The 244-nt window shown below is 66.4% G+C and carries 1 protein-coding gene; it reads left to right on the forward strand.

What is annotated here, in order from left to right:
* On the forward strand, positions 1–244 hold a 244-nt coding region (locus tag SB717_RS38700; RefSeq protein WP_410908551.1), incomplete at both ends, for a condensation domain-containing protein.

Here is a 244-nt window from a genome sequence, read left to right on the forward strand (position 1 = left end):
CTGGCAATTCACCGATCTCGGTGACCTCGCGGCCACCGATCGGGTCGCGGCACGCGATGGACTGCTCGACGCCGAACGCGCCGAGAGGTTCGATCTGGCGTCCGCCCCGCTCACGCGGATGCATCTGATCCGGCAGGACGAGACCCACTGGGTGCTGGCGATCACGAATCATCACGTGATCGCCGACGGCTGGTCGACGCCCCTGCTGATCCGCGACCTGCTGACGATGTACGCGATGGGTTCG

Origin of the sequence: Priestia sp. SIMBA_032 (genome assembly GCF_046535215.1) — a bacterium.
Taxonomy (GTDB): Bacteria; Bacillota; Bacilli; order Bacillales; family Bacillaceae_H; genus Priestia; species Priestia aryabhattai.